Consider the following 26545-nt stretch of genomic DNA (forward strand, 5'->3'; position numbering starts at 1 on the left):
CGCAATGAGATCACCCGCTGCCTTCGCGCCCCCGCCGTCGTTGTTTTTGCCCCTGACCGAAGAGGTGTGCAAGGGCCTGGCCGCTGGCGAATCGCTGGACGATTTCCTGAGTCAGGCGGGCCGGCCGCAACTCGCCGCGCTGATGCTGCTGCTCAATCTGAAGGCGCTGGTCGCGCAAAACACCGCCGTCGAACAGCTCGAACGCATGCTCGATGATGTCCTGCGCGCGGCCGCTTCCGTTGAAGAAGCGGGCGGTCGTTTTGCCGATCTGGTGCGCGGCAGGTTTACCGTCGACCATCTGGCCGCAGGGCTCTCGGTGCTTGAAGTCGCCGGCGTCAGTCTGCTCGAAGACGCGGACATTGAGCAGCAGGATTACCTCGACGGGGAAGGGCAGTGGGACTTCGGCTTTGGCCTGCGCCATCGCGCCAAACTCGAACCCCTGACCCGCGAGGTCGTGATGCCGTCCGGCGATGTCCTGCGCCTGAGCGATCAGCAGAGCCGGATCTTCGACGAGTTCAAGGTCTGCAACGAAGAGTCGTTCCACCTCCAGGCCTACGCCGGGGTGGGCAAGACGTATCTGCTGGCGAAGTTCTTCGAGGTCCTGGTCCCGGAAAAGACCCTGCTCATGGCGACCTTTCCGGGCCAGGTGAGCGCGCTTCAGGCGCGGGTGCGTCAGGCCAATCCCGACGCGCGGATCAACGCGTGCACGTTTGGCCACATGGCCAACCTGCTGCTCAACCGCGACTTGACCGCGCGCGGCTGGCGCAACACCGACATTCAGCGGACCGGCGCCAGTTCACTGGTCGATGACCGGCAAGTGGCGCAGTGGCTGAACCTGCAAGCCGTGGGCAAGCTGCAGCCCCGTGACGTGGCCCGGGTCTGTCGCGCCACCGTGCACAGTTTCAGCCTCTCGCCGCTGGCGAATATCGAAGCGCGGCACTTGCCGTCGCTGGGGCACGCAGCGAGTCAGGCGGACATCGCCCTGCTGCTGGAATACAGCCGCCTGCTCTGGCGCGAAACGGTCAGGCCGTCGGCGCCGCACATTCGTCTGCCAATCCGCAACAGCCACCGGATCAAGTTCCTGGCGCTGACCAGTGAAGTGATCCCTGAGAACTACAGCCACATCATCATCGACGAAAGCCACGAACTGACGGCGCCGATGGTGCAGATCCTTGATCGCAGTCCCCAGGCGGTCATTACGTTGGGCGACGAATTCCAGCAGCTCAGCGGCAAGACCCCGCGCCACGGCGGCTTCATTCGCCAGCGTTTCATGACCCAGTCGATCCGCGCTGGCAAGCAAATGGCCGACGTGCTCAACCCGATGATTCAGTTGCACCCCAGCGACATCAAGGAAGGCTTCGTGGGCCGCGCACCGCACCCGACGCGGGTCATTGGCCACGGCGTCATGCCGATTCCGGAAAAACCCACGACGATTCTGGTCGCCAACGAATGGGGCTTGTTTGCCTGGTTCAAGCGCCTGACCGAAGCCGGCGCGCGCTTTCAAATGCCGCCGCGCACCCTTGAAAATCTCACGCTGTTCGTCAAAGGCCTGGACCTGCTCTACCGTGAAGACCTGCGCCCGCAACACCGGCTGATCTTCCGCTTCGCCTACTGGGACGCGCTGGCCTCGGCCATGGGCGGCAGCCATGAATTCAAGGCGATGCACGGGTGGCTCGGCCAGGGCAACCGGCTGCAGGACTTCATCGACACCACCCAAAGGTTCTGCAACGACCCGGCCGCCATTCTCAAACTGGCGAAAGTCGAAGACGTGAAGAATCAGGAATTCGACTCTGTGTTGCTCTCCCGCGACCTCATGCGCCCACCGCGTGAAGGCTCGACGCATTCACTGGCCAGCGTGTGTTCACTGCTCTACACCGCCAGCTCCCGCGCCCGGCACGAACTCCTGCTGCCGGGGAACATGAATGACTGGTTGCAGGATTTGGGGCGTAAGTAGAGCGCGCTTCTGATCCAGACGCCGCGCTGCCCGCTGGAACTGATTTACCTGTGGGAGCCGAGCTTGCTCGCGAAGGCTTCCTGTCAGTCACCAGAGAAAGTGGCTGAATGTTTGGGCCCTTTCATGAGCAAGGTGGAGCGCCACCCCGGTCACTCCCACATGACCGGTGCTGTCTGGAAAAACAAGGAAAGCCGGCCGTCGGCGTTTCAAACCCGGCAATCACCCCCCCGCCACTGCTTCGGACTCACCCCGAACCATCGTTTGAACGCCCGAGAGAACGCGCTGGTTTCCGAGTAGCCGAGCAGCGAGGCGAGTTGGGTGATGCTCAGGTTCTGCTGTTTCAGGTGGTTCAGTGCCAGCTCCTGACGGATCTGGTCGACCAGTTGCGTGAAGCTGAAACCGTGTTCGCGCAGTTTGCGCTGCAGGGTCCATTCGGACAGGCCGAGGGTGAGGGCGATCTCGTCCAGCGCCGGCTCGCCCAAGTGCAGGGTGGCTAGGAGGGTCTGGCGGGCGCGGTCGAGGAGCGTGGCCTCGTGGCCGTTGCTTGTGCCACTGCCGGTATCGCCCAGTTGACGGATCGCGTCCTTGATCAGCATCAGCAAGACTGGGTCGCTGCCGGGCATGGCCTTGCCCACGACATCGCCCTTGGGAATCAGCAGTGAATTGCAGCGCTGCCCGAAACACACGTCCGCGCGGAAGACGTCGCGGTGTTCGTGCCAGCCTTGGGGTTTGGCGTGTTCGAAGGCGACCTGCCGAGGTGCCCAGTCCGGGCCGAGCACGTGGCGCACCAGGTTCAGCGCCATGCCCATGGTCAGTTCGGCGTCCTGGCGGCGTTCGGCGATCGCGCCGTGGCGCACCAGATAGTCGAAACGGTAGCACTCGCCTTGATCGACCAGTTCGATCAGGGTGCTGTGTTGATGGAAGGGGAAGGCGGCGGAAAAGTTGATCAGCGCGTCTTCCAGCGTCGCCGAGCACAGGCCGATGTAGCCCAGCAGACCCAGCGCCTGTGGGCGGAATTGCTGGCCGTAACGCAGGCCGAAATTGTCGCAGCCGGTCTGGTTGGCGGCTTCTTCCAGCACTTTGCAGTAGTTGGTCAGCGGCAGGCTCAGGGTCGGGTGCAGCAGTTGCTCGGGGTCGATGCCGGAGCGGCCGAACACCCGGTCCAGATCACCGCCGTGCTGCACGATGAAGCCATCGAGCCCGTTGGCCGCAGCCGACAGCACGCCGCGATTGCTGGCGGCTGGCGTGTTCGATGCGGCGGCGGGGACGAGTGTCTGGAACATGGGGGTGAAGGCTCTGACGGTGTGTAGGCAAAGTGTGCAAGCAAATGTCATACCTTCATGGCTTCAGCACGCCTTCCGACACCCACGCGCCGGCCTGCCATTCAGCTGTGGAGGCTTGATCGCATCTCGGCTGGGCGGACGGCTTCGCGAGCAAGCGCGCTCCCACAAGAGGCGCGGTGCTACCCGGCGACTCATCCGGCAACCAGGGTTTTGGGAAGTACGGTGCCACGCCGACCCGGAAATGCAGCCCTACACTGACCTGCAATCGTGACCCCCAATAAAGCACCGGGCCGTTTTTACGCGCCAGCGTGGCGCACCCCCGGCAGATACCCCCAAAACTTGACCGCAGACGACAAACCGCGCGCCGTACGGTCAAGCCTTCGCCCGTCAGCTGTGACTATGCTCGACGTCAGACAAATACCGTCGCCTGGCTACCGGGGTACACGCTCATGACTGCTTCACAACTCAAACCCACCTTGGGAACCCTGCATTTGTGGGGGCTGGCCGTTGGCCTGGTGATTTCCGGCGAATACTTCGGCTGGAGCTACGGCTGGGGCACTGCCGGGACGCTGGGCTTTCTGGTGACCACGCTGATGGTCGCGGTGATGTACACCTGTTTCATCTTCAGTTTCACCGAGCTGACCACTGCGATTCCCAATGCGGGCGGCCCGTTTGCCTACAGCCTGCGTGCCTTCGGCGTCACCGGCGGGATGATCGCCGGGCTGGCGACACTGATCGAATTCGTCTTCGCCCCGCCGGCCATCGCCATGGCCATTGGCGCCTACCTCAACGTGCAGTACCCGTCCCTGGACCCAAGGGTGGCGGCCATCGGCGCGTATTTCGTGTTCATGACCCTGAACATCCTGGGCGTGAGCATCGCCGCGACCTTCGAGCTGGTGGTCACCATCCTGGCGGTGGCCGAACTGCTGGTGTTCATGGGCGTTGTCGCGCCGGGCTTCAGCTTCAGTAATTTTGTCCTGGGCGGCTGGGCCGGTTCCGACACCTTCAGCCTGCCGGCCATCAGCGGCATGTTCGCGGCGATCCCGTTTGCCATCTGGTTCTTCCTGGCCATCGAAGGCGCGGCCATGGCGGCTGAAGAAGCCAAAGACCCCAAACGCACCATTCCGCGTGCCTACGTGGCGGGTATTCTGACCCTGGTGGTGCTGGCGATCGGCGTGATGATCTTCGCCGGCGGCGTCGGCGACTGGCGTACGCTGGCCAACATCAATGACCCGCTGCCACAGGCGATGAAAGCGGTAGTCGGCGGTAACTCCAACTGGATGCACATGCTGGTGTGGATCGGCCTGTTCGGTCTGGTGGCGAGTTTCCACGGCATCATCCTCGGTTACTCGCGGCAGTTCTTCGCCCTGGCACGAGCGGGCTTTTTGCCGCCGAGCCTGGCAAAACTGTCGCGCTTCCAGACCCCACACCGCGCCATCCTCGCGGGTGGCGTGATCGGCATCATCGCGATCCTCAGTGACGGTGTGATCAACCTGCAGGGCATGACACTGACCGCGGCGATGATCACCATGTCGGTGTTTGGCGCTATCGTGATGTACATCATCAGCATGCTCAGCCTGTTCAAGCTGCGCCGCAGCGAACCGAACCTCGAGCGCAGCTTCCGCGCGCCGGGTTATCCGATCGTGCCGGGCATCGCCCTGGTACTGGCGGTGGTGTGCCTCGTCGCCATGGTCTGGTTCAACCTGCTGATCTGCGCCATATTCATCTGCCTGATGGCCGTGGGCGCGCTGTTCTGCAAAATGGTCCGCGGGCGCAGTGCGTCGGTCGCGGTCACCGGTTAATCACGCGGTTCGAATGAAGAGGTGTGCATGAGCTTTTCCCACAGCATCGGTGGCATGGTCTGGCGCTTCGACAGCCTGCGGGAACTCATGGCCAAGGCCAGCCCCGCGCGCTCCGGCGACTTCCTGGCCGAAGTGGCCGCCAGCAGTGATGCCGAACGCGCGGCGGCGCAAATGGCCCTGGCCGACGTGCCGCTCAAGCGGTTCCTCACCGAAGCGCTGATTCCCTACGAAGAGGATGAAGTCACCCGCTTGATCGTCGACAGCCATGACCGCGCGGCCTTCGCCCCGGTCAGCCACCTCACAGTCGGCGGCTTTCGCGACTGGCTGCTGGGGGACGACGCCACCGAAGCCAACCTCAAGGCCCTGGCGCCGGGGTTGACCCCGGAGATGGCAGCAGCGGTGTCGAAGATCATGCGCGTGCAGGATCTGGTGCTGGTGTCACAGAAGATTCGTGTCGTCACCCGCTTTCGCAACACCGTCGGCCTGCGCGGGCGCATGTCCACCCGGCTGCAACCCAATCACCCCACCGATGACCCGGCCGGCATCGCCGCCAGCGTGCTCGACGGTCTGCTGTACGGCAACGGCGACGCCATGATCGGCATCAACCCGGCCACCGACAGCGTCAGCGCCATCAGCGAACTGCTGAAAATGCTCGACGGCGTCATTCGTCATTACGAGATTCCCACCCAGTCCTGCGTGCTGACCCACGTCACGTCCTCGGTCGCGGCCATTGAGAAGGGCGTGCCGCTGGACCTGGTGTTCCAGTCCATCGCCGGCACCGAAGCGGCCAACAGCGGGTTTGGCATCAGCCTGGAAATCCTTCGCGAAGGTTACGAAGCCGGGCTGAGCCTCAAGCGCGGACCTCTGGGCGACAACCTGATGTATTTCGAAACCGGGCAGGGCAGCGCCTTGTCGGCCAACGCCCACCACGGCGTCGATCAACAAACCTGCGAGGCCCGCGCCTACGCCGTCGCGCGGCATTTCAATCCGTTTCTGGTCAACACCGTGGTCGGCTTCATCGGCCCGGAATACCTCTACAACGGCAAGCAGATCATTCGCGCCGGGCTTGAAGATCATTTCTGCGGCAAGCTGCTCGGCGTGCCCATGGGGTGCGACATCTGCTACACCAACCACGCCGAAGCCGATCAGGATGACATGGACGTGCTGCTGACCTTGCTCGGCGTCGCGGGGATCAATTTCATCATGGGCATTCCGGGGTCCGACGACGTGATGCTCAACTACCAGACCACCTCGTTTCACGACGCTTTGTATGCACGTAAGACTATCGGTCTGCGCCCGGCCCCGGAGTTCGAGGAATGGCTGACGCGCATGGACATCCTGCGCCAGGATGACGGCGGCGTGCGGCTGGGGCAGGGCGTGCCGCCGCTGTTTCGCAAGGCGCTGGCGCAACTTAATTAGTCGCTGATCAGCAGTTCAGACAAGGGCATGAGCCATGAGCGATGACAAGAAATCACCCGCACACGCCGATGCCTGGCAGCAGTTGCGCTCGCTGACCTCGGCGCGGATCGCCCTCGGGCACGCGGGCACCAGTCTGCCTACGGCGGCGCAGCTGGATTTCCAGTTCGCCCACGCCCAGGCCCGCGATGCCGTGCATCTGGCGTTCGATCACGGGGCGCTGGCTGAGCAATTGGCGGGTCGGTCCCGGGAAACGCTGACCGTGCAAAGCTCGGCCTCCGACCGCCATACGTACCTGCAACGGCCTGATCTGGGGCGGCGCTTGTCCGAGGCGTCGGCTGAGCAACTTAAGGATTACGCGGCTGCGCATGCTGAGGGATTTGATTTGGCGCTGGTGGTCGCAGACGGCTTGTCTGCGCTGGCGGTGCAACGTCACAGCCCGGCGATGCTGGAGCGCATCGATGAAATGGCGGCAGCGGAAGGCTGGAGCCTGGCGCCGGTGGTGCTGGTGGAACAGGGCCGGGTCGCCGTTGCCGATGAAATCGGCGCACTGCTCAAGGCGCGCATGGTGGTGATCCTGATCGGCGAACGGCCAGGCCTCAGCTCACCGGACAGCCTCGGTCTGTACTTCACCTACGCACCGCGCGTGGGCCTGAACGACGCTGCGCGCAACTGCATTTCCAATGTGCGCCTTGAGGGGATGAGTTACGCGATGGCGGCGCACAAGTTGCTGTACCTGATGCGCGAAGCCTGGCGCCGGCAATTGTCCGGCGTGAGCCTGAAGGACGACGCGCAAGTGCCGGTTTTGGAAACGGGCGAGGGCAGCCGGCCGGGGAATTTTTTGTTGGGTGGGTGAATGTTGTAGTGGTCAACTAATTCCGGACACCTCGATAGGTTGNAAGAGGCCATCACATTCGCTGCATCTGCACCGGCAGAGACACCGCTTTCCCGGCTAAAGCCGGTCCTACGAACATGCGCGCGCGGTGTCAGTGGGACCGGCTTCAGCCGGGAAGGCGCCAGTGCATCCGCTGAATCTGCACCGGCAGAGACACCGCTTTCCCGGCTAAAGCCGGTCCTACGAAATGCACGCGCGGTGTCAGTAGGACCGGCTTTAGCCGGGAAGGCGCCAGTGCATCCGCTGAATCTCCACCGGCAGAGACACCGCTTTCCCGGCTAAAGCCGGTCCTACTTTAGGTCACAGCCAGTTTGACTGGATGCACGCGGTGCTTTTAGTAGGACCGGCTTCAGCCGGGAAGAGGCCAGTGCATTCGCTGCATCTCCAGTGGCAGATACACCAGCTTCACGCCCCTTCCCACATTCATTTGCTAGGCTGCTCTCACCACTTCCGAGAGCGCCGCCTTATGCCCACTGCCCATTCCGACACTGCCTGCTCGCATTTCCTGCGTGAATTCTGGCTGGCCCTCGGTGGCGAGCCTCGCTATCTCGATCATCTTCAGATCAGCGGCGAAGGCGCGCTGGTCTCGGCATTTCCGGTCACCGATTTCGCCACCGCCGCCATCGCTGCCGCCCATCTGGCGGTGGGCGAACTGATCGATCAGGCCCACGGCACCGCGCCCGCGATCACGGTCGACCGGCGCCTGGCCTCATTCTGGTTCGCCACGTCTCTGCAGCCCCAAGGCTGGTCGCTGCCGGCGCAGTGGGACGCGGTGGCGGGGGATTACCGCGCGGCGGATGGCTGGATTCGGTTGCACACCAACGCGCCGCACCATCGTCAGGCCGCGCTTGCCGTGCTGAACACCGCCCCCGAGCGCGATGCGGTGAGTCAGGCGGTGCTGCGCTGGAAGGCCAGTGAGCTGGAAAGCGCGGTAGTGGGCAACCAGGGTTGTGCCGCCGCCATGGGCAGTGCGCTTGCCTGGCGCGAACATCCCCAGGGCCGTGCTGTCGCTGCCGAACCCTTGCTGCATCGCACCGAAGCGCCAGTGGGACCGGGTGGGCCGCATCAGTCCAAACCTGCGCGACCTGAATGTATCGCCCCACGCGAACGCCCCTTGCGCGGCATCCGCGTGCTCGACCTCACGCGCATTCTGGCGGGCCCGGTGGCAACGCGGTTTCTCGCCGGTGTCGGCGCTGAGGTCTTGCGCATCGATCCCCCTGGCTGGGACGAGCCTGGCACAGTGCCCGAAGTGGTGCTGGGCAAACGCTGCGCGCGGCTGGACCTGCGCGACCCTGCCGACCGCGCAGTGCTGGAGGGCTTGATCAGCGAAGCGGACGTGATGGTTCACGGCTACCGCGCCGATGCACTCGCGCGGCTGGGCCTCGGTGCCGAACGCCGTCGGGCGCTCAATCCCGGTCTGGTGGATGTCTCGCTGAACGCCTACGGCTGGACCGGCCCATGGCGGGAGCGACGGGGTTTCGACAGCCTGGTGCAGATGAGTTGCGGCATCGCCGACGCCGGCATGGTCGCCGCGGGAGGTGACCGGCCCGTGCCGCTGCCGGTGCAGGCACTGGATCACGCCACGGGGTATTTGATGGCGGCGGCAGCGGTGCGCGGGTTGACTCAGCGACTGATCACCGGCGACGGCGTTCAAGTTCGGGCATCCCTGGCGCGAACGGCGTTGTCGTTGCTGTCGTTCACGCCCGCCGACGCGCCGCCTGCAGCCCTGCACCCGCTGAATCCGAGGGATTATTCCCCTGACATTGAGCACACCGCGTGGGGCCCGGCGCTGCGCCTGAAACCCGCTGGAGTGATTGAAGGCACGCCGATGCACTGGGATTTACCGGCGGGCGAGCTGGGCAGCGTCGACGCGAGATGGCTGTAACGCGCGAAGGGTCGAACGTCAGTCAGCCACCCGCAATCATCAAATCCAGATTCTGCACTGCCGCCCCGGCCGCGCCTTTGCCGAGGTTGTCGAACACGGCGGCGAGCAAAACGTGGCCCTCGTTCTCGAACACCATCAGCCGCAGGTTATCCGTGCCGTTGAGCTGGCGCGGGTCGATCCCGCTCAGCGCGCCTGATTGTTCCATCGGCATCACTTCCACACACCCGCTGCCCTGATAATGGTCAGCCAGCGCAGCATGCAGCGTCTTGCCGGTCACGGCGTGGGGCAGCAAGCGCGTTTGCAGCGCGATGGTCAGCACGATGCCCTGACGAAACGCGCCATAGGCCGGAATGAACACCGGCCGCTCGCTCAAGCCGCTGTATTGCTGGATTTCCGGGACGTGCTTGTGCGCCAGGCTCAGGCCGTAAATCTGAAACGGGATCGCCTGGGCAGCGTCCGGCCCTTCGAATTCATCGACCCCGGCGCGGCCTTTGCCCGAATACCCTGACACCGCATGGATGCTGATCGGGTAGTCGCGCGGCAGCAGACCCGCCTCCAGCAACGGACGCAACAGACCGATCGCCCCGGTGGGGTAGCAGCCCGGATTGCTGACGCGGCGGGCGGTGGCGATGCGTTGTTTCTGCGCGTCACTCATCTGCGCGAAACCGTAGACCCAGTCGGGGTGGGTGCGGTGCGCAGAGCTGGCGTCGATGACCCGCACCTCCGGATTCGTAACGCTCGCCGCCGCATCCCGGGCGGCGTCGTCGGGCAGGCACAGCACAGCAATGTCGCACGCGTTGATCGCGGCGGCGCGGCTTTCCGGATTCTTGCGATGCTCGGCTGGAAGGGTGACCACGTGCAGGTCGGTGCGGCCTTGCAGGCGCTGGTGAATCTGCAGGCCGGTGGTGCCTTGGTCGCCGTCGATGAACACAATGGGGGTGGACATGAGTTTGAAATTCCGCTGAAGGTCGTCAATGACTGACATCTTCAAGCCCTATCTTTGATAGCGAAAGTTGAATTTGATGACGGTACACTTCATCTTTTCTGAAGGAAGGATGGGCCAGTGCGGGAAATCAGTCTGGATCGTTTGCGCACCCTGGTGGCCATCGCCGACCACGGTTCGTTTGCCGAAGCGGCGCGGGTGCTGAATCTCGCGCCGCCGACGGTCAGTCTGCACATTGCCGATCTTGAGCAACGGGTGGGCGGCGTGTTGCTCTCGCGCACCCGTGGGCGGGTTCAGCCTTCGGCCATCGGCGATACGCTGATCGAGCGCGCGCGGCGTCTATTGGCCGACGCCGAACAGGCGCTGGAAGACGTCGAGCGTCAGGTCAAAGGGCTGGCCGGGCGGGTTCGACTGGGGGCCTCCACCGGCGTTATCGCGCAATTGCTGCCCCAGGCGCTGGAAACCCTGGAGCAGTTGCACCCCGGCATCGACGTGCAGGTCGCGGTGCTGACGTCGCAGCAGACCCTGCAAAAACTCGCGGACGGCAGCCTGGACATTGGCGTGATTGCGTTGCCCCAGGCGCCGGTCAAGGGCCTGTCGATACAGTCGTGGCGGCGCGACCCGGTGATGGCGTTTCTGCCGGCGCGCTGGGATTGCCCGCCGGTCATCACGCCGAGCTGGCTTGCCGGTCAGCCGCTGGTTCTCAACGACGCCACCACGCGGCTGTCCCGTCAGGTGGCGGAGTGGTTTGCGGGCGAGGGGCCGCAGCCGACGCCGCGTATTCAGCTTAATTACAACGATGCGATCAAGAGTCTGGTGGGGGCGGGCTATGGCGCGACGTTGCTGCCCCATGAGGCGTCCACGCCGCCGCCGGAAATCCGCATTGTCATGCGTCCGTTGCAGCCGGCGTTGTGGCGGGAGTTGGGTATTGCGCATCGTGCGGGAAGCGTCGAGCGCTCGACCCGCAATGTGCTGGCGGTGTTGCAGGAGTTGGAAGCGTTGTAGCTCAACGGGCGGTAAAAACAGACATGTAGCCGACCGGCGCCTGACCCTCTCAGGCGCCCGGTCGGCCCAGACGTTGAAGTCACGCCATCAGAATTTGAACGCCTGGCGCCCGATCAGCAGCCACTGGCCTTTCTGTTTCTGCCAGACCTGAAAGTTTTCGATCTCGGTCGGCACGACCTTGCCACTGTTCACGGCTTCGGCGGAAAAGTGATTGCGCACCAGGGCAGTGTCGCCGTTCATGTTGATTGTCTGGTTTTTCATTTCCAGGGTGTTGAAGCCGCTGCGACCGGTTTCGATGTCGGCAATGAATTCATCCTTGTTCTGCACCTTGCCGCTGGAGTGTCCATAGGTGACGTTGTCCGAAGTCAGCGCGCCCAGGGTGGCAATGTCTTTGTGCAGCATCGCCTGGGTCATGTTGTCGACGGCCTTGGCGACGGCTTGTTCATCGGCAGAAGGGGCGGCGGCCACGAAGCCTGAAAACAGGCACAAGAAGCCGAGGGTCAGTTTGAGTCGGGTCATGAGTGCATCCTTTTTTATTGTTGATGGAAGCGGCATGCAGCGGCCATTTCTGAAGAAGGGTGGCTTTGTACGTCGTCGTACAACTGCGCCGCTCAGGCTAGCCCACATCGAGCCTGTTGGAAAGGGAGCGTTTGAAAGTGGGGTGCCGTCACGTCGCGGCGTGATACAGGCTGGCGAAATACTGCTTTACTGAGGGCTCGCTGCGGCACGTTCAGGCGCTCGGTTCTAGGCCTGTGCCCGTTGAACAATCGATGAGGATGCGCACAGATGACCCGTCTCACCGCCAAAGACTTCGCCCCGGAATTGCTTGAGCTCTACGACTATTACGTTCACGGCAAGATCAACCGCCGGGAGTTTCTCGATCGCGCGGCCGTGTTCGCTGTGGGCGGGCTTGCGGCGACGACCATTCTGGCGTCGCTGAGCCCCAATTACGCGCTCGCCGAGCAGGTCGAATTCACCGATCCTGACATCATTGCTGAATACATTTCCTACCCGTCGCCCAAAGGTCACGGCCAGGTGCGCGGGTATCTGGTGCGGCCGGCAAAAGCCGACGGCAAGGTCGCGTCGGTGCTGGTGGTGCATGAGAATCGCGGCCTGAATCCTTACATCGAGGACGTCGCCCGGCGGGTGGCCAAAGCCGGTTTTATCGCCTTGGCGCCTGACGGTTTGTCATCGGTCGGGGGCTATCCGGGCAATGACGACAAGGGCCGCGAGCTCCAGCAGAAGGTTGATCCCGAGAAGCTGATGAATGACTTTTTTGCCGGCATCGAATGGCTGATGGCCCATCACGCGTCCACCGGGAAAGTCGGGATTACCGGGTTTTGTTACGGCGGCGGTGTTTCAAATGCTGCTGCCGTGGCTTACCCGGAGCTGGCGGCGGCGGTGCCGTTTTATGGCCGCCAGCCCAAGGCCGAAGATGTCAGCCGGATCAAGGCGCCGCTGTTGTTGCATTACGCGGAGCTGGACAAGCCGATCACTGATGGTTGGCCGGCGTATGAGGCGGCGTTGAAGGCGGCGGGGAAGACGTATGAGGCGCATATTTATAAAGGCGCCAACCACGGGTTTCATAACGATTCGACACCGCGTTATGACGACGCTGCGGCAACATTGGCGTGGAACCGGACGGTGGATTGGTTCAGGAAATACCTGACCTGACGGTGAAGGGGACTGATTTATTTACAGCGCTTGATCGTAAATTAATCTGTCCCCGGGATACGCGGTGCGGCTGCAATGGTCGGCCTAACGGCCTCCGGTTTCGCCTTCGGCGAGTTACTTGGAAAAGCACCCCAAGTAACCAAGGGTGCTTGCTCCTGGTTAGGCTCCTCCTGCGTCGGAGTTCCCTCACTCCGGTCTCGCTCCGTGGGCCCGCCGCCATCCGCCATCCATGGCGGGGGGCGGCTCTCGCGGCATCCATGCCGCTCGGCCCACTCCGCAAGACCTGCGTTCGGCCTGCACCCAAGTCGCGATTGGCGGTGTCTGGACTTGCTTCGTAGGAAGATCAAAAGCAGATCAAAAGCTTCCCGGCTGAAGCCGGTCCTACAGTCGAGGTCACCGCGACTCTCATGGGATGCACGCGATGCTTTTTGTAGGACTGGCTTTAGCCGGGAAGGGGCCGGTGCAGGCGCCATCAATTTTATGATCGTGCCCACGCTCCGCGTGGGAATGCATCCCCTGACGCTCCGCGTCACCGGTCTGGCTGGATGAACGCACACTCATTGTAGAGGACTGGCTTTAGCCGGGAAGAGGCCAGCGTGTTCGCCATCACTTTTTTGGTGTGACGCCGGACGCCCATCCGGCTGAAGCCGGTCCCACTATGTGATCGTGGTGTGCGAGGCGGCACCAAAACCCTGCACGGTGTGCCTCGTTCAGGCGCACGCGAACCTGCGAATTAAACCGGAAAGCACGTCGTCCCCAAGCCAATCGGACCTTCCACCCCAGTGGCCCAGCTTTTGCTTTCGTTGAATCCAAACTTGGATACAAGATGGATGCCCTCATGCATGACCTCCAAAACGCTCATATCGGCTGGACGATCAACGAGTGGCTGATGGCCTACCAGACCGGGCAGTTGTCGCCTGACGTGCTGCTGTCGTTCGCCAGCGCCTACCCGGAAACCGACACCGCCTGGATCGCCCGTGCCAGTCAGGCGCAGATCAGTGAGCAGCTTGAAGCCCTCGCCGAGCGTCTTGCTGCAGTCAACGGCGACATCACCCAACTGCCGCTGTACGGCGTGCCTTTCGCGATCAAGGACAATATCGACGCCGCCGGGTGGCCGACGACGGCGGCGTGCCCGGAGTTTGCCTACACCGCAAGCAAGGACGCGACGGTGCTGGCCCGACTGCGCGCAGCCGGGGCGATTTTGATGGGCAAGACCAACCTCGACCAATTCGCCACCGGCCTGGTCGGCACCCGCTCGCCTTACGGCGCCGTGCCCAACAGCTTCAACCCTGATTACGTCAGCGGCGGCTCCAGCTCGGGCTCGGCATCGGTGGTGGCGCGGGGGCTGGTGGCATTTTCGTTGGGCACCGACACCGCAGGCTCGGGTCGGGTGCCCGCCGGGTTCAACAACATCGTCGGCCTGAAACCGACCAAGGGCCGCTTGCCCAACACCGGGCTGGTGCCGGCGTGCAAGACGGTGGACTGCGTTTCCATCTTCGCGCTGACCGTAGACGACGCGCAGAAGGTCGCCGGCCTGGCCGAAGGCTTTGATGGCGATGATGCCTATTCCCGCCACAACCCGGGCACGGCGCCGGTGGGCTTTCGCGCGGCGATGAAGCTGGCCGTGCCGGACACCCTGGAGTTCTTCGGCGATACGTACAATCAGGCGGTGTTCGAACAGGCGCTGCACCGATTGAGCGACATGGGCGCCGAGATCACCCGCATCGACTTCACCCCGTTCAAGGCCCTGGCCGAGCAGCTGTATTACGGCCCGTGGGTGGCCGAACGCACAGTCGCCTTGACCGCGATGCTGGAAACCAACCCCGACGCCATCAACCCGGTGGTGCGTGGCATCGTCGAAAGCGGTTTGGGGTACAGCGCCTGTGACGCCTACCGCGCCGAATACCTGCGGGCCACGCTGAGCCGGCAGATCAACGATGCGCTGGTCGGTTTCGACGCCTTGGTCGTGCCCACGTCCGCGACCCTGCGCACCCAGGCGGAAATGGCCGCCGAACCGGTGCTGTACAACTCGCAGTTCGGTTTCTACACCAACTTCACCAACCTGGCGGACCTCTCGGCCCTGGCATTGCCCGCCGGTCTACGCGCCGATGGCTTGCCCTCCGGTATTACCCTGATTGCGCCGGCCTGGCACGACACTGCGCTCGCCCGGTTTGGCCAGCGCTGGCAGGAAAACGTCGGCTTGCCACTGGGCGCCACAGGTCGCTCACTTCCTTCGCCCACGGCATCGCCAGCGACTGCGCCGCGGGGCAGCGTGCGGGTTGCCGTGGTGGGCGCGCACCTGACCGGCATGCCGCTCAACGCGCAGCTGACCCGTCGGGACGCCGTGCTCGTCGAACAGACGCTCACGGCAGGCGACTACCGGCTCTACGCCTTGCCCGGCACCGTGCCGCCCAAACCGGGGCTTGTGAAATCCGCAAGCGGTGCATCGATCATCGTGGAACTGTGGGACATCCCGCTGGCGCGCTTTGGCGAGTTCGTGGCCGAGATCCCTGCGCCGCTGGGCATCGGCACCCTGACGCTGAAGGACGGTCGCAGCGTCAAGGGCTTCATCTGCGAACCCTGGGCGATTGACGGCGCGCTGGACATCACCTCGTTCGGTGGCTGGCGCGCGTACATCGGCAGCCTGAAAAAAGCCTGACCCGACGCCTGACGCAGCCCCGAAACGCCGTCGCGTCAGGCGCAAAGATCACCCGAAGGAGCACCCCGGCCATCATCCCTTCACAGACACCCAAACGTCGCCCGGACAACATGGCCGAGCGGATCTATCAGCAGCTCAAGGACGACATCTTCGAGTTTCGCCTGCTGCCGGGGGATCGCTTCAGCGAAGGCGAGGTGGCCGAGCGCGTGCAAGCCAGCCGCACGCCGGTGCGACAGGCGCTGTATCGGCTGGAGCGCGAGGGGTATTTGGAGGTGTATTTCCGCAGCGGTTGGCGGGTGAGGGCGTTCGATTTCAATTATTTCGAAGAGCTGTACGACGTGCGCATCGTGCTGGAGTGCGCGGCACTGGCGCGTCTTGAAGCGCTGGATCTGGAGCAACACCCGGTCATCGATGAACTGAAACACACCTGGCTCGTCACCCCCTCTGAGCGCCTGCAAGACGCCCAGCAGGTCTCAGCGCTGGACGAGCGTTTCCATTGCGCGCTGCTGGAGGCGGCAGGCAACACCGAGATGGCGCGCCTGCACCTGGAGATCACCGAGAAGGTCCGCATCATTCGCCGCCTGGATTTCACCCAGGCGGCGCGCATTGAGGCGACCTACGACGAGCATGGGCAGATTCTCGGCGCCGTGCTCAATCGCCAGACCGCGCAGGCCCAGCAGTTGCTCACGCGGCACATCGAAATCAGCAAGCAGGAAGTGCGCAAGATCACCCTGCACCGGCTCCACGTCGCCCGGCCATGAGCTGACGTCTGCCCCTCACATCAATGGCAAACAAAAAAGCACTCAGCGCGGATTGCGCCGCTCTGCCACTTCGGCCAACACCGCCAGGTCCATCTCGCCTTGGCCATGGTCGATGGCATCCTGCAAGTGGGCGCGGATCATCTCGGCGCTCGGCATCTCCACCGACACTTGGCTGGCGGCGGCCAGGACCAGATCCACGTCTTTAAGGCCCAGCACTGCCTTGAATGCCGCCGGCTCGTACGTGCGTTCGCCGATCAGCGCGCCATACCCTGCGTAGACCGGCCCGGGAAAGATCGTCCCCGACGCCAGCTCCACCAGATCAGCGGATTTCAGACCGTGGCGAGTGACCAGCACGGCCGCTTCGCTCATCGCCTCGATGGCCGAGACCAGCATGAAATTCATGGCCAGTTTCATCGCGTTGGCGCTGGAAGGTTTGTCGCCCATCCGCCAGGTCTTGCTGCCGATCAGGTCGAACAACGGCTGCACCCGGTCGATGGCCTGGGCAGCGCCGGCAGCCATGATGTTCAGCTTCGCTGCGGCGGCCATGTTCGGCCGGCCCATCACCGGCGCGGCGATGTAGTCGATGCCCTGTGCGGCGTGCAGCTCGGCCAGCTCGTCGGCGAAGGTCACGGAAATGGTCGCCATGTTGATGTGGATCAGCGGGCCCTTGAGCTGCTTGAGCAGACCGGCATCCAGCAGCACCGCGCGCAGGGCCTTGTCGTCGGCAAGCATGCTGAACACCACGTCGACGGCGAACGCCTGGGCAGGCTCGGTGACTGCCGTGGCACCTTGCTCGACCAGTGGCTGCGCGGCCTCGGGGGAACGGTTCCAGACCAGCAGTTCATGACCGCCTTTCAACAGATTGCCAGCCACGGCCTGACCCATATTGCCGAGGCCCAAAAAGCCGATTTTCATGGGTATGCGCTCCAGTAGAAGGTGGGGTGTGCGGCGCACACTCGTATCACCCACCTTGAGACAGTTGTCTTGGCGAAAACGACGCTATGGGTGACAAACGGCTGCATTGGCCCAGCATTCCAACGCATGGAGGTCACGCGCCGTTGGGTGGCCTGAAGATCGTCAGGGCTACAGGCGCCGCAAGTCAGTGCCAGGCCCTATCGATTCAGCGCGGGACGACCATCGCTTTTCCGGGAGGCGCTAATCGTATTTTCCGGTCTTGTGGGTCTGGGCAAGAATGAAGTCCACCAAGTTGGAAAATCCCTTGTGTTCTTTACGCGCAGGGAGGTAGAGCAGGTGGACCTGCAGCGGCGTTGGGCGATGATCGCGTAGCACTTCCACCAGACGGCCGGTGGAAAAATCATTGATCACTGATAGTTCGGGCTGCAGTATCAGACCTGCGCCGCCCAGTGCGGCCTGACGCAGAGCATGACTGTCGTTGGAAGCAAAGCATCCATCTCCCGTCCAGCAGTAGCCGTCAGCGTTGTGTAACGGCCATTGAATACAGCCATAGACAGACAAGTGTCCAAGACACGAGTGGCGCTCGAGGTCGCGGGGGACCTGCGGCGTGCCCCGCTGCAACAAGTAGTCCGGCGCTCCGCAGATCACCATTTGGTAGGGCGGAAGCCGGCGTGCGACCAGCTCTGAATCGCGCAGCGCCCCTACCCGAACGACTAAGTCAAATTGGTCATCGATCAGGTTCACATAAGCGTTGCTCAGAATGAGTTCGATTTTCACGGCAGGATAGAGGCGTAGATAGCGGGTAACCAACGGAGCAATCCATGTGGCTCCCACGCTGTGTGGCGCGCTGATGCGGATCATGCCTCGCGGATTCGCGTGCATGGATTCAATGGTGTTTTCGGCCAGTTTAATCTGGTTGAGTACCCCGCGAGCTGTCTCGCAATACACCTTGCCCGCCTGGGTCAAGCGTTGGCTGCGAGTGCTTCGTTCCAGCAATCGCATGCCGAGTAACTCCTCCAGCTGCCGTACGTGCTTTCCCACCATAACCGCAGACAAACCCAGGCGGCGAGCAGCGGCACTGAAGTTGCCTGCGTCTACCACCTCAAGCAGCACCTGCATCGACTGCAATTTATTCATATTCCTAACCACTGGTTACAGATGCTCAAACGCTACAGCGCTTTTTCGTTCTTAACCAGCGCTCTAATCTTCGGTGCGTCGCCATTGTTGCCGATGAAGACCCAGGCACTTTAGCGGCCTGGAACCGAATGCTGACTCATGGCTAGCCTTAGAAGTGTCGTGCGCAAAAAAAGGAATGGACCTGTGAAAATCGTTATTGCTGGAGTGACTGGTTGGGTCGGGCAAGCTATTTTTCGTAAAGCAATCAAAACGCCTGGCGTCGAGGTAGTCGCAGGCGTCTCTCGCAGCCGTGCCGGTGAAGACATGGGTACTGCTCTCGGCTTACCCGCCACCGGTATTGCCATTGTAGGTACGCTCGATGAAGCGTTGAACCTGCCATCGGATGTGGTCATCGACTACACGAATACCGAAGGTGTTCGTACTCACGCGCCCGCTGTCATCAGAGCGGGAAGAGCGCTTGTGATCGGGACCAGTGGCCTCGACGAAATCGAGCTCCAGGCGTTGGATGCTTTGGCCCGGCAGCACGGTGTTGGTGTGGTCGCTGCGGGCAACTTTTCCATCAGCGGCACGCTGTTGAAACGCTTCGCGCTCGAAGCGGCGCGCTATCTGGCTGACGTAGAAGTTGTCGAGTACGCCAGCGCGCGTAAACAAGACGTCCCTACGGGCACCGGTCGGGAGCTCGCAGAAGCACTTTCCGCACTGCGCCAGGCGCCCACCACGATCCCGCTCGAAAAATTGAAAGGCTTGGTAGGGGGCAGGGGGGTGCCAATCGGTTCTGGCAGTCATGCAGTCCAATTGCACAGCGTCTATTTGCCTTCCTATGTTCTCGCAGTCGAAAGCATCCATGCGACAGAAAGCGAGCGACTGGTCATCCGCCACGAGGCTGGCTCCAGTGCCCAGCCTTATGTCGCCGGCACGCTGCTTGCCGCGCGCGCTGCGCTGACGTTAAAAGGTTTGCTGCGGGGGCTGGAGTCGCTGATTTGATGGGCAACCACGAGCCAGCTGTCGCTTTGATTTGTCGCGATAGCGTGATGAGCGATGCGCAGGACCGGCCAATTCATGAAGCCTCTCGCGCCTCGCCGCGTATCACCAGACCAATGCCCACCCCCGAGACCACCATGCCCAAGGCCATCAGCCACGACAGCGGTTCGTCGAACAGGGCCCAGGCCAGCAGCAGCGTCAGAGGCGGGCTGAGGTAAAGCACACTGGCGACTCGCGTCGGCGTGGCCCGGCGCAGGCACATCCAGTAAAGGCCGTAGCCGCCGACCGTCGACACCGACGTCCACAGCACACTCATCGCGAAACCTGCGTTGGGCACGGGCGCGAGACTCCCGTGCAGTCCGGCAACGAGGGCAAACACGAAGGTCGAGACGAAGCACTGCAACCACAGGTTGGGCATCAGGCCCAGCGCCTGCGGGTCTGGGGAGTGTTTTTGCCACAGCGTGGCGACCGCCAGTGACAGCATGCCCAGCACGGGCAGGGCGTAGGCCCATGGGGGTGCGCTGCCCCAGGCCAGCGCGTCGTGGGTCGCCAGCATCACGCCCGCCAGACCGATCAGCAATCCGATCCATACGCCGCGGGTCAATCGCTGGCGGAGCACCACGGCCGCCAGCACAGCCATGCCGATTGGCAGCAGATCGGCGAACAGCGCTGCCAGCCCGGCGGGCACACCCAGGGCAATGCCTTCGGTCACACCGAACAGATAACCGGCCATGGCCAGCAGGCCGATGCCGGCGTTTTTCAGCAGCACCGCAGGCGGTGTCTGGCGCAGCTGTCGGGCGACGAAGGGCAACAGAATCAGCGTAACCAGAAGGCAGCGCCAGAACACCACCAGGGAGGCCGGCGCGTAATCGATGGAGAAGCGCGCGCCAATGAAGCCCGAACTCCAGATGATCACCAGCCCGGCTTCGAGCAGCGGCAAGGGAATCGCCCGGCGTGGGGACGGAAGGGCAAGGCTCGCGTTGGTCAGTTCGTTTGAAGTGTTCATGGACCCAACGTACCCATCCGCCGTAATCTAATAAATCAAAATAAACGACAGCAGTGCTTCGGGATCAGTGAACCATGAGTGCCATGCTGGATATCGAACAGGTCCGCACCTTTCACGCCGTGGCGCGCATTGGCAAGTTCAGCGCGGCGGCGGAACAGCTGCACAAAAGCCCGGCCGCGGTCAGCGTGCACGTGCAGCGGCTGGAAGCGGTGGCGGGGGGGCGGCTGCTCAATCGCGACAATCAGTCGGTGTCGCTGACGCCCCTGGGCAAGCGTTTTCTGACCTCCACCGCCGCGCTGCTGAGCACCCACGATCAAGTGCTGGCCGAGCTGCAGGGCACGCAGCTGGCGGGGCGCATCACCCTCGGCGTGCCGGATGAATACGCCACGCACCTGATTCGCGACGTGCTGCCGATTTTCACCGCCGCCTGGCCGAACATCGTTCTGGAGCTGAAGACCGCGCCCAGCTTCATCTTGCGCGATCAGGTGCGGCGGGGTCGGCTTCAGGTGGCGGTCATCGCCCAGCCGGAAGGCCAGTTGGCCGCGGGCGATCAGTTGCTGGTGCCGACCACGCCGGTGTGGGTCGGCGCCGCGCATCAATCGGGGGATTTACCAACCCCGTTGCCGCTGGCCGTGCATGCCGCGCAATGCTCGTACCGGCAAGCGATGGTCGAGTCGCTCAAGCGCGCCGGCCACCCCATGCGCATCGTGCTCGAGAGCTCGTCCAATCAGGCGGTCAAGGCTTGTGTCGAAGCAGGACTGGGCATCAGCGTGATCGACCGCGCCCGGGTCACCGACGGCATGCGCATCCTCGATGGCCTGCCGCCGATCGCCGACCACGACATCATCGTCGTGCGCTCGTCAGCTTCCCACGGGGATGACGCGGTGGACCTTCTGCGTCGAGCGATCGGGCAGTATTTCCGGCTGTGACGGCGGTGGTCAGTCTTCCGAGCCCTCGCAGAAGCGCAGGCGGTTGCCGAACGGGTCGGCGATGTCCATGACCTTGCCCCAGTCGAGGTCCTGAATGCCGGGGCGGGAATAGCCGTAGTTTTTCGCCAGCAGTTCGCGCTGCAATTCGTCGATGTCGCTGACCGGCACAAAGATCGTCGAGCCCGGCGTCGCGTCGCCATGGTGCTCGGTCAGGTGGATGACCAGTTGGTCGCGACGGGCCTGGGCGTACAGCGGCAGGCCGGGTTCAAAGCGGTGCTCCCACTCCAGGCTGAAGCCGAGAAAATCCACATAGAACTCTTTCGCCTTGGCTTCGGAAAAAATACGAATCAGCGGTATCGCCGGGGACATCTGCACAGGGTTCACTCCTTGATAATCTGAGCGGGCGATTCTAGCCCAGACTTCAGAAGGGCGGTGCTCACACAGGCCTTTTCCCGGCTGAAGCCGGTCCCACTGACGGACTGCGTGCACCTGTAGGGCTGGCTTTAGCCGGGAAGGCGTCGGATGCCACGCTGCAAAAATTAAGGGCGTTCATACAGGCCTCTTCCCGGCTGAAGCCGGTCCCACTGACGGACTGCGTGCACCTGTAGGACTGGCTTTAGCCGGGAAAGCGTCGGATGCCACACTGCAAAAATTGAGGGCGTTCACACAGGCCTCTTCCCGGCTGAAGCCGGTCCCACTGACGGACTGCGTGCACCTGTAGGACTGGCTTTAGCCGGGAAAGCGTCATATGCCACGCTGCAAAAATTGAGAGTGTTCACACAGGCCTCTTCCCGGCTGAAGCCGGTCCCACTAACGGACTGCATGCACCTGTAGGACTGGCTTTAGCCGGGAAAGCGTCGGATGCCACGCCGGGAAATTGAGGGTGTTCATACAGGCCTCTTCCCGGCTGAAGCCGGTCCCACTGATACAGCGCGTGCACCGGGTAGGGCTGACCTGAAATAGGTGCAGCAGAAACAAAAACGGCGCCGTGCTGAAGATCAGCCACGGCGCGCGTCGGAGAAGCGGGGGGGTGAAGCGGATTAGCTGCGCAGGTCTTTCTTGATTTCGTCTTCGTCCTTGTGAGGCGCCGCAGTCGGCAGCTCGGGAGGATAGAACTCGCCTTTGAGATTCAGTGCGGCGATGCGTACCTTGAGCTTCTCGATCACGAGGTCGATGTCCTGTTGGTCATCGAGATCGTCCACACGCAGCCACAGGTGCGGGAGATTTTCAAAGTAAACGCCGTCGATTTCCACATCGGAGGTCATCTCGCGATCCTGGCGCCACAGGCACTTGCGGTGAACCGTCGCCGGATCCTGTGGCCAGGTTTCCGACGTGGTCAGCCAGACCTCGTGGTAATCCTGCAGATCGATTTCTTCAACTTTGTCCAGTGGGATAAACGTATTCACATATCACCTGTCAGCCAAGGGGACCGGGCGAGGTCGTTGCGCTGCAGACTGCCCCAGATCCCATACCGTTTGAAAAAGCGCATACCACTATGGCCGCCATTTGGCGGACGAGTTCAACGCCCGCGCGCTATTGCCGCACGGCCAGGCCGTCAACGCAGCGACGTTAATGCAGCGCCGGTTCGCGACTGAACGCGTCAACCGCGCGCACCAGCCCCTTGGCCGCCAGCGCCACCAGCTCTCCGCCTTTTTCCGGCGTGGCCAGCGCAGGGTCTGAGCCCATGCGGCCATCGGGGAAGCGCGCTCGAAAATCCTTTGCTTCGCGGATCGGACCGGTCGGGGCAATCTGCGGCGAGTAGTCCGCCGACTTGATCGACTCCGGATAGGCCCACTGGGTCACCGCGATCTCGGACGGCGTCGCGTGGGAGCCGTGGCCCACCGGAAACTGCCGATGGGCGAGTTCGCCGACGCCCTCCAGGTCCCACCAGTTGGTCAGCTTCAGGGCGAAACCGGCAGAACGCCCGGCGAAGCTGGCTTCTGCGTACAGCTCGGAAAACGCCGCCTCGATCGACGCGACGTTGCCGCCGTGACCATTGAGGAAGAGGATTTTTTCAAAGCCGTGACCCGCCAGCGAGCGCGCCCAGTCACCGATGGCGGCGATGAACGTCGAGGGGCGCAGCGAGATCGTCCCGGGAAAGCCCAGATGATGCTGCGCCATGCCGATGTTGAAGGTCGGCGCGATCAGGATATCGGCGCTCTTCTGCGCTTCGTGGGCGATGATCTGCGGGCACATCCAGTCAGTGCCGAGCAGGCCGGTGGGGCCGTGTTGTTCGTTCGAACCGATGGGCACGACAATCGTGCGGCTGCGCTTGAGAAACTGTTCGATCTCGATCCATGTGGACTGGTGCAGAAGCATGTCAGGTGCTCTCCTCAGGGAAGGGGGCTTCAGAAAAGTGGGTCATAGCGAAAATCAGTGTGCCCGTGACGCTGTGGCGCAGACGTGCCGACATCACCTGTCGGCGCTCAAGCGGGTTGCGTGCAAGGAAAGCGCGCAATGAAACAGGTGCCCAACTGAGCCGATGAGCTCACGGTCAAAGTACCGTGATGAGCGCTGGCGATCTGCGACGCGATGTACAGCCCAAGACCGAGGCCTTCGCCGCGCCCGCCCGCTTCGGACCGGGTGAACGGCTCGAACAGCAGCGGCATCAGCCGTGGCGAGATGGGCGCGCCGTGGTTCATGACGGAAATGATGACCTGATCAGATTCCTGCCAGATGTGCAGGTCAATCGGCGAGGCGAGTGAGCCATGGGTCACCGCGTTGCCCAGCAGATTGGACAACAACTGGCTGATGCGCAGCGGGTCGCAGTAGACGCTCCCGTTGAGGTCGATGGCTTCGTTGAACGTTGCCTGCGGGTGCGACGCGCGGACCTCGTCCACCGTCGCTTTCAATACCTCGGGAAGATCATCCGTGGCCTGGCACTTCACCGGAATTCCTCCGCCCATGCGGCCCCTGGCGAAGTCCAGCACGTTCTCGATCAGCGCGCCCATGCGGATCGAGCTCTGCCGTATGGCAGCGACCAGCCCCTGCGAGCGCTTGTCCTCGGTTTTGGTCGCCAGCAGGTCGGCGCTCATGCGAATCGCACTCAACGGTGTACGCAGGTCGTGCCCCAGCACCGCCATGAATTGCTCCCGCAACCGTCCGTTTTCGTTGGCGTCGTTCAGCTCGGCGCGGGCGCTGTCCAGGTGGCCCTGAGTGTCCAGACTCATCGCAATCAACTGCGCGAAGAGGGTCAGTGTCTTGACGATGGCAGGATCGCTCAGATCGGCAGGCACTGAGTCGATGGCGCACAGCGTCCCGAAGAAGCGGTCGTCGGGCAGGATGATGGGGATCGAAATGTAGCTTTCCAGCCCATAGGTGAGCGGCGTGTGATGGGTGGCGAAGTGCGGGTCGGCGCTGGCATGGCCGAACACCACTGGCTGGTGATGCTGCCTGATCTCGTGGCAGATGGTTGATTCCAGCACCAGCTCGCCGCCCGGTTTGAGGCCGAAATTGATCGAGTCATCGACGGCGCAGGCCACCCAGTGGCTTTCCGTGACCCTGGCGATCGCCGCGAATCGCATGCCTGTCATGTGCTTGACCATGCTCAGAATGACGGGCACGGCGGGGATCGCATGGATCGCCTCAACATCCAAAGCAAACTCTGGGCGGGTCATCGGATCTGGCTCTGGGGGTTATAGGCATGAAGCGTATCTAAAATCGGCCAACATGGCTAACCCCTCGGTCTCCGCACGGGAGATGCCGGCGCAGATTATTGAACCCTCACGCCCCTGCCGGGGTCGTTTTATTGATGCCCTGAGGGCAAATGTCATTTGCGTCCCGTGAGCTGTTTGCTGTCGGTCGACGTGGCGATACTTGTCAGCCTTATGTCATGTCTCTCGAAGCCTGCGCTTCTCCAAGCTGCCTGTTTGTCAGCGCTTTGATTTCTCAAAACAATGGGCCCATGGATGGCCGCCGCGAGGTTGAACGATGATTGCGATGCACCGATTTGCACTGCTGATGACCACTGCTGCGATGCTCAGTGCCTGTGGCGAAACCGCCAAGCTGCCGTTCCAGGCTGGCGTAGGCGCGCAGCCGCAACTGCCCGAGCCCAATAGCACACTGATTCCGACCGTCAAGGTGTCCAAGGCCGTCGGCTGGAAGGGCACCGACACGCCCAAGGCCGCCGAGGGCTTCACCGTCAGCGCACTCGCCGAAAACCTCGATCACCCGCGCTGGCTGTACAGCTTGCCCAACGGCGACGTCCTGGTCGCCGAAAGCAACAAGCCGCCGAAGCCTGAAGGCGCGACGGACGGCGGCCCGGGGGTGATGGCATGGATCAAGCGCACGGCTACCGGGATCGTCATGAGCCGGGTCGGCGCCGAAGCCGAGAGCGCCAACCGCATCAGCATCCTGCGCGATGCAGACGGCGATGGCCGGGCCGAAATGAAGAAGGTGTTCATCAGCGGCCTGACGTCGCCATTCGGCATGGTGCTGGTGGGCAACGAGCTGTTCATCGCCAACGCTGACGCCGTGGTCAAGGTCCCGTACAACGACGGCCAGACTGAAAGCACCGCCACGCCGGTGAAAGTCACTGACCTGCCGGCGGGCATCAATCACCACTGGACCAAGAACATCATCGCCAACCGCGAAGGCACCAAGCTGTACGTCACCGTTGGCTCGAACAGCAACGTGGCCGAAAACGGTCTGGAAGCCGAAGAGGGACGTGCGGCGGTCTGGGAAGTGGACGTCAAGACCGGGCAGAAACGCCTGTTCGCCAGCGGTCTGCGCAACCCCAACGGGCTGGCGTGGAAGCCGGGCAGCAACGAGCTGTGGACAGTGGTCAACGAACGTGACGAAATCGGCAGCGACCTGGTGCCGGATTACCTGACCTCGGTCAAAGACGGCGCGTTCTACGGCTGGCCGTGGAGCTACTACGGCAATCACGTCGACAGCCGTTTGCAGCCGCCGCGCCCGGACATGGTCGCCAAGGCCATCGCCCCGGATTACGCCCTCGGCACCCACGTCGCGCCGCTGGGCCTGACCTGGTCCGACCCGCGCGGCATGCCGGCCAAATTTGCTGACGGCGTCTTTGTCGGCGAGCACGGCTCGTGGAACCGCAATCCCCAGGCCGGCTACAAAGTCGTGTTCGTCGGCTTCAAGGATGGCCGACCTGCGGGCCTGCCGGTGGACGTCCTGACCGGCTTCCTCAACGCCGATGGCGACGCACAAGGCCGTCCGGTCGGCGTGATCCTCGACAAGCAGGGCGCATTGCTGGTCGCGGACGATGTGGGCAACAAGGTCTGGCGCGTCAGTCAGGCCAAGTGATGGCTTAGCAATGAACGGGAATGCCGGTGATG

At 63.0% G+C, this 26545-nt stretch carries 22 protein-coding genes; 12 read left to right on the forward strand and 10 right to left on the reverse strand.

Annotated elements, in window-relative coordinates; all coding sequences use genetic code 11:
• Positions 1-4 precede the first annotated feature (4 nt).
• On the forward strand, positions 5-1954 hold the full coding sequence (locus IFT99_RS01070; RefSeq protein ID WP_192130118.1) for an AAA family ATPase: 1950 nt from the start codon (positions 5-7) through the stop codon (positions 1952-1954).
• 206 nt (positions 1955-2160) lie between these two features.
• Here the strand turns inward: IFT99_RS01070 and qhpR are convergent, their stop codons facing one another.
• Positions 2161-3237 carry an AraC-like transcriptional regulator QhpR gene (gene qhpR, locus IFT99_RS01075; RefSeq protein WP_192130119.1) on the reverse strand — a complete coding sequence of 359 codons (1077 nt, stop codon included), beginning with the start codon at positions 3235-3237 and terminating at the stop codon, positions 2161-2163.
• A 449-nt stretch (positions 3238-3686) separates the two neighbouring features.
• On the opposite strand from qhpR, the gene eat reads away from it, so the two are divergent.
• The 4 genes from eat (at position 3687) to IFT99_RS01095 (ending at position 9235) form a co-directional block, all read left to right on the forward strand.
• The gene (gene eat / locus IFT99_RS01080; protein ID WP_065988650.1) at positions 3687-5039 is read left to right on the forward strand and encodes an ethanolamine permease; all 1353 of its coding nucleotides are present in this window, start codon (positions 3687-3689) and stop codon (positions 5037-5039) included.
• A gap of 27 nt (positions 5040-5066) precedes the next feature.
• On the forward strand, positions 5067-6458 hold the full coding sequence (locus IFT99_RS01085) for an ethanolamine ammonia-lyase subunit EutB (protein WP_192130120.1): 1392 nt from the start codon (positions 5067-5069) through the stop codon (positions 6456-6458).
• A gap of 34 nt (positions 6459-6492) precedes the next feature.
• Complete coding sequence (gene eutC / locus IFT99_RS01090) at positions 6493-7311, forward strand: ethanolamine ammonia-lyase subunit EutC (protein WP_192130121.1); 819 nt, start codon at positions 6493-6495, stop codon at positions 7309-7311.
• Between the two features lie 505 nt (positions 7312-7816).
• Positions 7817-9235, forward strand: coding sequence for a CoA transferase (locus IFT99_RS01095; RefSeq protein WP_192130122.1), 1419 nt, complete (start codon positions 7817-7819; stop codon positions 9233-9235).
• 22 nt (positions 9236-9257) lie between these two features.
• Here the strand turns inward: IFT99_RS01095 and argC are convergent, their stop codons facing one another.
• Positions 9258-10181, reverse strand: a complete 924-nt coding sequence (gene argC / locus IFT99_RS01100; RefSeq protein WP_192130123.1) for an N-acetyl-gamma-glutamyl-phosphate reductase — start codon at positions 10179-10181, stop codon at positions 9258-9260.
• Between the two features lie 117 nt (positions 10182-10298).
• On the opposite strand from argC, the gene IFT99_RS01105 reads away from it, so the two are divergent.
• Complete coding sequence (locus IFT99_RS01105) at positions 10299-11183, forward strand: LysR substrate-binding domain-containing protein (RefSeq protein ID WP_192130124.1); 885 nt, start codon at positions 10299-10301, stop codon at positions 11181-11183.
• 87 nt (positions 11184-11270) lie between these two features.
• Here IFT99_RS01105 and IFT99_RS01110 read toward each other — a convergent pair whose 3' ends face one another.
• Entirely contained in the window at positions 11271-11702 is a 432-nt protein-coding gene (locus IFT99_RS01110; RefSeq protein WP_065988645.1) for a nuclear transport factor 2 family protein, read from the reverse strand.
• A gap of 267 nt (positions 11703-11969) precedes the next feature.
• On the opposite strand from IFT99_RS01110, the gene yghX reads away from it, so the two are divergent.
• The 3 genes from yghX (at position 11970) to IFT99_RS01125 (ending at position 16277) form a co-directional block, all read left to right on the forward strand.
• A complete protein-coding gene (yghX, locus tag IFT99_RS01115; RefSeq protein ID WP_192130125.1) occupies positions 11970-12857 on the forward strand; it encodes a YghX family hydrolase in 888 nt (295 codons plus the stop codon).
• Between the two features lie 838 nt (positions 12858-13695).
• Positions 13696-15516 (forward strand): allophanate hydrolase, encoded by a 1821-nt coding sequence (gene atzF / locus IFT99_RS01120; protein WP_192130126.1) that lies wholly within the window; start codon positions 13696-13698, stop codon positions 15514-15516.
• A 110-nt stretch (positions 15517-15626) separates the two neighbouring features.
• The gene (locus IFT99_RS01125; RefSeq protein ID WP_192130127.1) at positions 15627-16277 is read left to right on the forward strand and encodes a GntR family transcriptional regulator; all 651 of its coding nucleotides are present in this window, start codon (positions 15627-15629) and stop codon (positions 16275-16277) included.
• A 42-nt stretch (positions 16278-16319) separates the two neighbouring features.
• On the opposite strand, the gene IFT99_RS01130 is transcribed toward IFT99_RS01125, so the two are convergent.
• Both IFT99_RS01130 and IFT99_RS01135 read right to left on the reverse strand, forming a co-directional pair.
• The gene (locus tag IFT99_RS01130) at positions 16320-17192 is read right to left on the reverse strand and encodes an NAD(P)-dependent oxidoreductase (protein ID WP_192130128.1); all 873 of its coding nucleotides are present in this window, start codon (positions 17190-17192) and stop codon (positions 16320-16322) included.
• Positions 17193-17432: 240 nt separating this feature from the next.
• Positions 17433-18329: a LysR family transcriptional regulator gene (locus IFT99_RS01135; protein ID WP_192130129.1), complete on the reverse strand. Its 897-nt coding sequence runs from the start codon at positions 18327-18329 to the stop codon at positions 17433-17435.
• 183 nt (positions 18330-18512) lie between these two features.
• On the opposite strand from IFT99_RS01135, the gene dapB reads away from it, so the two are divergent.
• The gene (gene dapB, locus IFT99_RS01140; RefSeq protein WP_197985815.1) at positions 18513-19313 is read left to right on the forward strand and encodes a 4-hydroxy-tetrahydrodipicolinate reductase; all 801 of its coding nucleotides are present in this window, start codon (positions 18513-18515) and stop codon (positions 19311-19313) included.
• A 73-nt stretch (positions 19314-19386) separates the two neighbouring features.
• Here the strand turns inward: dapB and IFT99_RS01145 are convergent, their stop codons facing one another.
• Positions 19387-20316, reverse strand: a complete 930-nt coding sequence (locus IFT99_RS01145; RefSeq protein WP_192130131.1) for a DMT family transporter — start codon at positions 20314-20316, stop codon at positions 19387-19389.
• A gap of 74 nt (positions 20317-20390) precedes the next feature.
• On the opposite strand from IFT99_RS01145, the gene IFT99_RS01150 reads away from it, so the two are divergent.
• Positions 20391-21245: a LysR family transcriptional regulator gene (locus tag IFT99_RS01150; protein ID WP_192130132.1), complete on the forward strand. Its 855-nt coding sequence runs from the start codon at positions 20391-20393 to the stop codon at positions 21243-21245.
• A gap of 9 nt (positions 21246-21254) precedes the next feature.
• Here IFT99_RS01150 and IFT99_RS01155 read toward each other — a convergent pair whose 3' ends face one another.
• The 4 genes from IFT99_RS01155 to IFT99_RS01170 all read right to left on the reverse strand — a co-directional run bounded on the left by IFT99_RS01155 (position 21255) and on the right by IFT99_RS01170 (position 24862).
• Positions 21255-21653 (reverse strand): glyoxalase superfamily protein, encoded by a 399-nt coding sequence (locus IFT99_RS01155; RefSeq protein ID WP_342214601.1) that lies wholly within the window; start codon positions 21651-21653, stop codon positions 21255-21257.
• A 632-nt stretch (positions 21654-22285) separates the two neighbouring features.
• Positions 22286-22651, reverse strand: coding sequence for a hypothetical protein (locus IFT99_RS01160; protein WP_065988636.1), 366 nt, complete (start codon positions 22649-22651; stop codon positions 22286-22288).
• Between the two features lie 163 nt (positions 22652-22814).
• Positions 22815-23564: a creatininase family protein gene (locus tag IFT99_RS01165; protein WP_192130134.1), complete on the reverse strand. Its 750-nt coding sequence runs from the start codon at positions 23562-23564 to the stop codon at positions 22815-22817.
• 107 nt (positions 23565-23671) lie between these two features.
• On the reverse strand, positions 23672-24862 hold the full coding sequence (locus IFT99_RS01170) for a GAF domain-containing sensor histidine kinase (protein ID WP_192130135.1): 1191 nt from the start codon (positions 24860-24862) through the stop codon (positions 23672-23674).
• A gap of 313 nt (positions 24863-25175) precedes the next feature.
• On the opposite strand from IFT99_RS01170, the gene IFT99_RS01175 reads away from it, so the two are divergent.
• Entirely contained in the window at positions 25176-26513 is a 1338-nt protein-coding gene (locus IFT99_RS01175; RefSeq protein ID WP_065988633.1) for a PQQ-dependent sugar dehydrogenase, read from the forward strand.
• Positions 26514-26545 lie beyond the last annotated feature (32 nt).

Origin of the sequence: Pseudomonas sp. CFBP 8772 (genome assembly GCF_014841665.1) — a bacterium.
In the GTDB taxonomy this organism is placed as follows: Bacteria; Pseudomonadota; Gammaproteobacteria; order Pseudomonadales; family Pseudomonadaceae; genus Aquipseudomonas; species Aquipseudomonas graminis_B.

Excerpts from the sequence above, each read along its gene's own strand:
- IFT99_RS01070 (WP_192130118.1), top strand. The coding sequence starts at position 5 with ATGAGATCACCCGCTGCCTTCGCGCCCCCGCCGTCGTTGTTTTTGCCC.
- qhpR (WP_192130119.1), bottom strand. The coding sequence starts at position 3,237 with ATGTTCCAGACACTCGTCCCCGCCGCCGCATCGAACACGCCAGCCGCC.
- eat (WP_065988650.1), top strand. The coding sequence starts at position 3,687 with ATGACTGCTTCACAACTCAAACCCACCTTGGGAACCCTGCATTTGTGG.
- IFT99_RS01085 (WP_192130120.1), top strand. The coding sequence starts at position 5,067 with ATGAGCTTTTCCCACAGCATCGGTGGCATGGTCTGGCGCTTCGACAGC.
- eutC (WP_192130121.1), top strand. The coding sequence starts at position 6,493 with ATGAGCGATGACAAGAAATCACCCGCACACGCCGATGCCTGGCAGCAG.
- IFT99_RS01095 (WP_192130122.1), top strand. The coding sequence starts at position 7,817 with ATGCCCACTGCCCATTCCGACACTGCCTGCTCGCATTTCCTGCGTGAA.
- argC (WP_192130123.1), bottom strand. The coding sequence starts at position 10,181 with ATGTCCACCCCCATTGTGTTCATCGACGGCGACCAAGGCACCACCGGC.
- IFT99_RS01110 (WP_065988645.1), bottom strand. The coding sequence starts at position 11,702 with ATGACCCGACTCAAACTGACCCTCGGCTTCTTGTGCCTGTTTTCAGGC.
- yghX (WP_192130125.1), top strand. The coding sequence starts at position 11,970 with ATGACCCGTCTCACCGCCAAAGACTTCGCCCCGGAATTGCTTGAGCTC.
- atzF (WP_192130126.1), top strand. The coding sequence starts at position 13,696 with ATGCATGACCTCCAAAACGCTCATATCGGCTGGACGATCAACGAGTGG.
- IFT99_RS01125 (WP_192130127.1), top strand. The coding sequence starts at position 15,627 with ATGGCCGAGCGGATCTATCAGCAGCTCAAGGACGACATCTTCGAGTTT.
- IFT99_RS01130 (WP_192130128.1), bottom strand. The coding sequence starts at position 17,192 with ATGAAAATCGGCTTTTTGGGCCTCGGCAATATGGGTCAGGCCGTGGCT.
- IFT99_RS01135 (WP_192130129.1), bottom strand. The coding sequence starts at position 18,329 with ATGAATAAATTGCAGTCGATGCAGGTGCTGCTTGAGGTGGTAGACGCA.
- IFT99_RS01145 (WP_192130131.1), bottom strand. The coding sequence starts at position 20,316 with ATGAACACTTCAAACGAACTGACCAACGCGAGCCTTGCCCTTCCGTCC.
- IFT99_RS01150 (WP_192130132.1), top strand. The coding sequence starts at position 20,391 with ATGAGTGCCATGCTGGATATCGAACAGGTCCGCACCTTTCACGCCGTG.
- IFT99_RS01165 (WP_192130134.1), bottom strand. The coding sequence starts at position 23,564 with ATGCTTCTGCACCAGTCCACATGGATCGAGATCGAACAGTTTCTCAAG.
- IFT99_RS01170 (WP_192130135.1), bottom strand. The coding sequence starts at position 24,862 with ATGACCCGCCCAGAGTTTGCTTTGGATGTTGAGGCGATCCATGCGATC.
- IFT99_RS01175 (WP_065988633.1), top strand. The coding sequence starts at position 25,176 with ATGATTGCGATGCACCGATTTGCACTGCTGATGACCACTGCTGCGATG.